This is a genomic window from Pseudoalteromonas sp. HM-SA03 (assembly GCF_002289345.1).
Taxonomy (GTDB): Bacteria; Pseudomonadota; Gammaproteobacteria; order Enterobacterales; family Alteromonadaceae; genus Pseudoalteromonas.
Genome location: NZ_NSDG01000115.1, coordinates 32,948 through 38,925 on the forward strand (window position 1 = coordinate 32,948; position 5,978 = coordinate 38,925).

At 38.8% G+C, this 5,978-nt stretch carries 4 protein-coding genes; 3 read left to right on the forward strand and 1 reads right to left on the reverse strand.

Features of this window, described 5'->3' with window-relative positions:
- Nucleotides 1-569: 569 nt before the first annotated feature.
- Entirely contained in the window at nucleotides 570-3,221 is a 2,652-nt protein-coding gene (locus CKO50_RS22290) for a TonB-dependent receptor (RefSeq protein ID WP_095729955.1), read from the forward strand.
- A 16-nt stretch (nucleotides 3,222-3,237) separates the two neighbouring features.
- On the opposite strand, the gene CKO50_RS22295 is transcribed toward CKO50_RS22290, so the two are convergent.
- Nucleotides 3,238-4,230 (reverse strand): cupin-like domain-containing protein, encoded by a 993-nt coding sequence (locus tag CKO50_RS22295; protein WP_095729956.1) that lies wholly within the window; start codon nucleotides 4,228-4,230, stop codon nucleotides 3,238-3,240.
- A 64-nt stretch (nucleotides 4,231-4,294) separates the two neighbouring features.
- Here CKO50_RS22295 and CKO50_RS22300 point away from each other — a divergent pair, with 64 nt between their 5' ends.
- Nucleotides 4,295-4,999, forward strand: coding sequence for a SapC family protein (locus CKO50_RS22300; protein ID WP_010606514.1), 705 nt, complete (start codon nucleotides 4,295-4,297; stop codon nucleotides 4,997-4,999).
- Nucleotides 5,000-5,148: 149 nt separating this feature from the next.
- Entirely contained in the window at nucleotides 5,149-5,859 is a 711-nt protein-coding gene (locus CKO50_RS22305; protein ID WP_095729957.1) for a SapC family protein, read from the forward strand.
- Nucleotides 5,860-5,978: the final 119 nt, after the last annotated feature.

Genomic DNA, 5,978 nt, shown 5'->3' on the forward strand with positions numbered 1-5,978 from the left:
GAATAAAAGCAATAAGTTTTACTGATTCAAGATACGATCATTATAAAATCAACAAGTCCCGTAATGGGGTATTTAAATTTGTGCAAAAGATAGTGATAACTAACTCGCTGATCTCAGATTTTATAGGCCTTTGTCATAAAAATTTCTCTTAAAAGAACTAGACAGTACTTACAGATAAACTTATAATGACAGCGTTGTCATTGATATTGATTCTCATCTTTAGCTTCTGCCCAAGCTTGATGAGGGAATTGAATACACATCCCCTTGTGTGTATTCAGATAATTAAAATGTCCCTTTATTGAGACAATTCCATCTTAAAACCCTACAGCAGCAAAATTTTTTGTGCTATTCTCCAATCGTTTTTGTAACAAACCATATATTGGTCATATTTAAATTTATATTTATCAATAAGATATATATCTATATGAATATTTTTTGAATAACAGGCCAAAAAAATTGTAGCGAATATGTAATTTAGGGTGTATGGTTTGTTATTAGATGACAGCGTTGTCATCATCACTGGGCAGAAGTGATTTAAAAAACCAACAAAATGATTCAAGGGGAATCCTGTGTTAGCTAATAATTTCAAAAAAAGCTTACTTGCAGTTAACGTCAGCATCGCACTAGGTGCGGGCTTTTCAGGCGTTGTAGTTGCAGAAGAAAGTCAAAATCAAGTACAAGAAAACGTAGAAGTCATTGAAGTTCGCGGTATTCGCGCTTCCAGTAAGGCGGACATTAATAACAAAAGATTCGCAAACGCTGTTGTTGATTCGATAACAGCAGAAGATATTGGTAAGTTTCCGGATAAAAACGTTGCGGAATCTCTATCTCGTATTACTGGTGTAGGGGTTAGCCGTGAGTTTGGTGAAGGTGAAAAGATTACTGTTCGAGGTTCAGATCCAACTAAAAACCGCACTCTATTAAACGGACAAAATGTTGGTACAGCTGACTGGTTTATCTTGGATAACCCTTCTCGTAGTTTCAACTTTACAATGCTTCCGTCTTCATTGGTAAGTAGCTTGGAAGTATATAAATCTCCTGAAGCGCGTATTGATGAAGGCTCAATTGGTGGTACAGTAATTCTAAATACACGCAAGCCTCTTGATTTGGATTCTGGTACTGTTCAGTTAAGCTTGCAGAGCCAATACTCAGAAGTAGCGGAAGAACATGATCCATCAATTGAAGCACTTTATTCATGGAAGAATGAAAGTGAGCAATTTGGTATTTTAATTTCTGGTTCAAAAGCTGATCGTACAGTTCGTCGTGAAGGTTTTGAGGTACTTGGTTGGGATGTTCAAGGTGATGGAACTTATACACCTCGTACTATGGGGGTTCCTGTTTTCCGCCAAGATCGTGAAAGAACAACATTTTTCAGCTCGATTCAATTTGCACCTTCCGACGATTTCAGTGCGACTTTAAACATACTTGATTCAAATATGGATGTGAATAATACCAATTCAAACTTTCTATTGATGAATCCTGGGTCAGAGGCCGAGCTTTCGTTTAGTGATGGCAACGCATTAAAAGGCACTGGCGGTGGTGATGTTCGTTGGAATCATATCAACCGTATCTCAAGCACGGATACTAATTCAATTCATTTAGACATTGACTTTGCAACGGATTCATTCTCAATGAATGTGGAGCTTGGTACGACTGAAGCCGAGGGTGGAACATTAAATGAAACTTCTTGGGAATACGGCGGGCAGGGAGATTACAACTTTGATCTAACTGATGGTACTCCAACAGTAAACGCTGGTATTGATGGTACGGACCCTTCTAAATTTAACGGTGGCTGGATCTGGGGTGGGAATAAACCAACAACAGATGAAGAGTCTTATGCTCAGGTAGACTTTGACTTCCCGGTCGAACTTGGTGCGTTTACATCAATTAAAGTTGGTGCAAAATATCGTGATCACAAACGCACGCAAGACAGAAATGCCTACAGTTGGCATTGGGGTTTAGCTAACGATGGTGAGAGTGATAATTACATGAACCAGATCTTGGCTAATCAATGTAGTACGCTTGCGGATTGTGACCTTTCTAGAGGCACTGATACTGTTGGTGCTGACGTTGTCAATGGTGATATTACTCAACAGTTGATACACAACAGTGATCGTATGTTGGAATTAGGGTTAGGCCCAAATGCTTCCTATGCAATTCACAAGAATTTACCAGAAATATTTGAAGTAGCTGAGCAAAAAACGGCTTTCTATGTTCAGGGTGATTTCTCTGGAGAAAGTTTCCGAGGCAACATAGGTGTAAGGGTTGCTAAGACTGAGCAAGATTCTGCTGGTTATTTGTTCTCTTCAGATTCTTGGGACTTATTAACTGTCAAAAACCCTGGCCTCAATGGTGATTTAACACCTTCTACATTAGAGTGGAAAACTGAGTCACGTAGCTACACCGAGATTTTGCCAAACTTCAATTTATCTTATGACTTAGCTGAAGATCAAATTGTGAGGTTGTCTGCGGCACGAACGATGGCGCGTCCTAATTTCTTTGATATTTCACCAATTACCGCACCTGGCGATCTTGGTGAAGATAATCCAACTGCACAGGCTGGTAATCCAAATCTAGATCCACAAGTAGCTAACCAGTTTGATGCTGCTTGGGAATATTACTTCGGTGATGCATCGTTACTTGCAATAACGCTATTCTACAAAGATATTGAGAGTTACCAAACATCTGGTACTTCGAGCCAAGAGTTTTATGATCAAGAAACTCAACGTTGGGTTCCTGTAACTGTTACTCGGCCTGAGAATGGGGCAGGGGGAACAACAACGGGTTTAGAAGCCTCTATTCAACATAGTTTTGACAATGGTTTTGGTGTATCAGCAAACTATACTTATACTGATGCTAATAATGATGGTGAAAGAGATGTCCTAAAACCGGGGTCTGGCTTAGTAATGGGAGCCTCTGAGAATATGTTAAATATTTCAGGTTACTATGAAGATGATCTGTTTGCGGTTCGAGCGATGTATAACTACCGTACAAAATGGTATAAAGGTTTACACTCTTCAGGTACGGAGCTTTGGAATGATGACTATGGCCAGTTGGACTTTAGTGCGACATACAACGTAACTGAAAATATCTCATTAGTATTTGAAGGTATTAACCTGACTGATGAAGAGGTCATAGAATATAATACTGATGAAGCAAGGGTATTATCTATATACCAGAATGGTCGTCGATTTGTACTAGGTGCAAACTTCCGTTTCTAATATTATTAAAATGCCGCTATTTAGCGGCATTTCTTTTTAATAATATGTCTTCAACTTTTCTTATTTCTTCCTGACTATTAGAAAGAATGCCTTTGTATGTTTTGTCAAAGACATCTTCTTTTCTATCGAAAACATAGTGTTTGAATACTTCTTTCCAGGCATCTCTCTGATATTTTGGAAGTGCTCTAATGGTGAGAATTGCGTGGATTAAACTTTCAGTAGATGTTAGCTCGGATGCAGTTTTATTTTCCCACCAATAGTTTACTAGAATATTAGCTCTTTCATGTGATTTAACATTATGCCACCACATAGGTGGGATATATAAGGCCTCACCCACTTCCAGTTCTGCAATTTGGACATCTTTATGTACGTTCTTAAACTTAGGATATTTGCTCAAATCAGGCTTTTCGAAGTCGACAAGGCTAATAGCAGGCCCTGTTATGGCGCGATCTATCGGGGCGACATAGATATTAGGGATTGCATTTGGAGGGAGTAAATAAAATGTTCTTTTACCACAAACATTCAATGCTATGTTATGAGAGGTGTCGTAATGCCCAGGAACTGTTGTTGCTGTTCCAATCCATATTCTGGGAGAAATTTCAGATAGAAAATTTGGAGATGGATTTTGTGTAAGAAAAGATGGTAGGCATTGCTCTATTAATGCGCTTTGAACTGCAATGTCTTCACTGTGCTCATCTCGCTTTTCAACAATCAATCTTTTTAACACTGCTTTGAGTGGAACTTGAAATTTTTTGAATGTGAATCTTTCGTAATCTTCGCTTGCGTAGCTGATTAGTCCTTTATGTTTAGATTCGATTAATAAAGTATCTACCAATTTCTTAGAAGCAATGCTAAGTAACTTTCTAAGTAAATGTGATGGAGAATCTTTTGCTAACTCAACATATGGCCAGTCTTTAAATAGTTCTGATATTATTATCGGAGAATTATTGTTCTCAATGAATGTCTTTAAGTCTTCAACATCTGATGGTTTTATTTTTTGAATTTTCATGGTTTTAAATTGTATATTTACATGCTAATTTAATTGTTACTTTAACATATTAATTGAGTGTGTAATGTCAGAAAAATATGAAATCATTGATGCGGGAAAACATAAAAAATTTTATGCTAAGTTAGATACTGACTTATTGCATTCGAAAGAGCGGCACTTGGTGGTTATAACACCAAGTGAAGTAGCAAAAGCAGCGCTGAATTTTCCTATTTGTTTCATTAAGTCTGGTGGCGATGCTAAATTCCAAATGATAGCAATTCTTGGGCTTGAGACCGGAAAAAATGCGTTTTATCGTGGTAATAGGTTTGAATCGCCATATATCCCTCAACATTTAGTGAAGTATCCATTCGTCCTAGCAAAAACCTCAGATGAAAAGACATATTTGGCAATTCACGCTTCGGCATTAAATAGTTCAGGGATTGGAGAGCCGTTGTTTCAAGATTCGGGTGAACTTTCGGACTTTCTTAAGTTAAGACATTCGCAATTAGAGGAGTTGTATCGTCAAGATGAGTTGTCGTTTCAATTTGTTAATCGTTTGTCCGAACTTGGTTTGTTGACGGAGTTTAGTTTTAAGTTTGATTTGGGGGATGGTGAGAAGAAAGAGATTGGGGGACTATATTCAGTCGATAGGGAGCTTCTAAATTCTCTCGATGATGAATCTCTATTGTCTTTGCAGAAATCAGGCATGCTAGAAGCAGTACACGCACATTTACTATCGCTGGGTCAGCTTCAAAGAGTTATTGATTTATCAGCCACGGCTAATCATTGACATTAAGTGAGAAGATTGTGTTCTCGTCTAGTGGTTAATATATGTAGGGTAACGAGTAAGATAAATTTAACTTCCAATTTGCCCCGAAAACCGCTAGCCTTAGGGGCAATAAATAAAGTAACAAATACGTAAAATAATGGAGCAGTATTATGGCGGAACAACAAGTGCAGCCTTTACACAACGAAAAGCACGCGAATATCAAAGTAAAAAATGGCGTGAACGTTGATTTCCTTAAAACTCAGCACTTAATGCCTGTAGTAGCGCATGAGTTTGCGCGTGTAGCGACAGAATTCCCAATGGCGTTTGTTAAAAACACTGAGTCAGGTCAATTCCAAGCGGTTGCTATGTTTGGTCTTCAGCCTGGTGAAAACCTATTTGTTGATGGTGATAAGTGGACTGGCAGCTTTGTGCCAATGGCCGCTGCACGTTACCCATTTGGGTTGGTTAAGCACCCAGAGCAAGATCAGTTTGGTATTGTGATTGACGAAGCAAGCCCGCTAGTTGGTGAAGAAGAAGGCAATGCGCTTTTCGAAGACGGTAAAGAAACTGAATACCTAGGTCGTCGTAAAGAAGCGTTGGTAAGCTATGTTGAGTTTGCTCGCGTAACTGAAGCGTTTACTCAGTATCTTGCTGACAAAGAGCTTCTAGTTCAACAAACGCTAACGGTAGAAATCCATGGTGAGAAAAAAGACATCAACGGTATTTACCTTGTGGATGAGCGTAAGTTAAATGAATTAGGTGACGAAGATTTCCTAGAGCTACGTAAACGTGGCTATTTAGCACCGATCTTCGCATTCTTAACTTCTACACATCAAGTAGCGCGCCTTGCTCGCATGAAGGCACAGCGCGAAGCGAGCTAATCGCTTTTAGATATAGAACGATTCGATAGAAGCGCTTCCAGAGGAAGCGCTCAGATTGATGATAAACCCCGCTTTTTTAAGCGGGGTTTATTTTTCCCAGTTGTTGGAGCAGTTTTCTC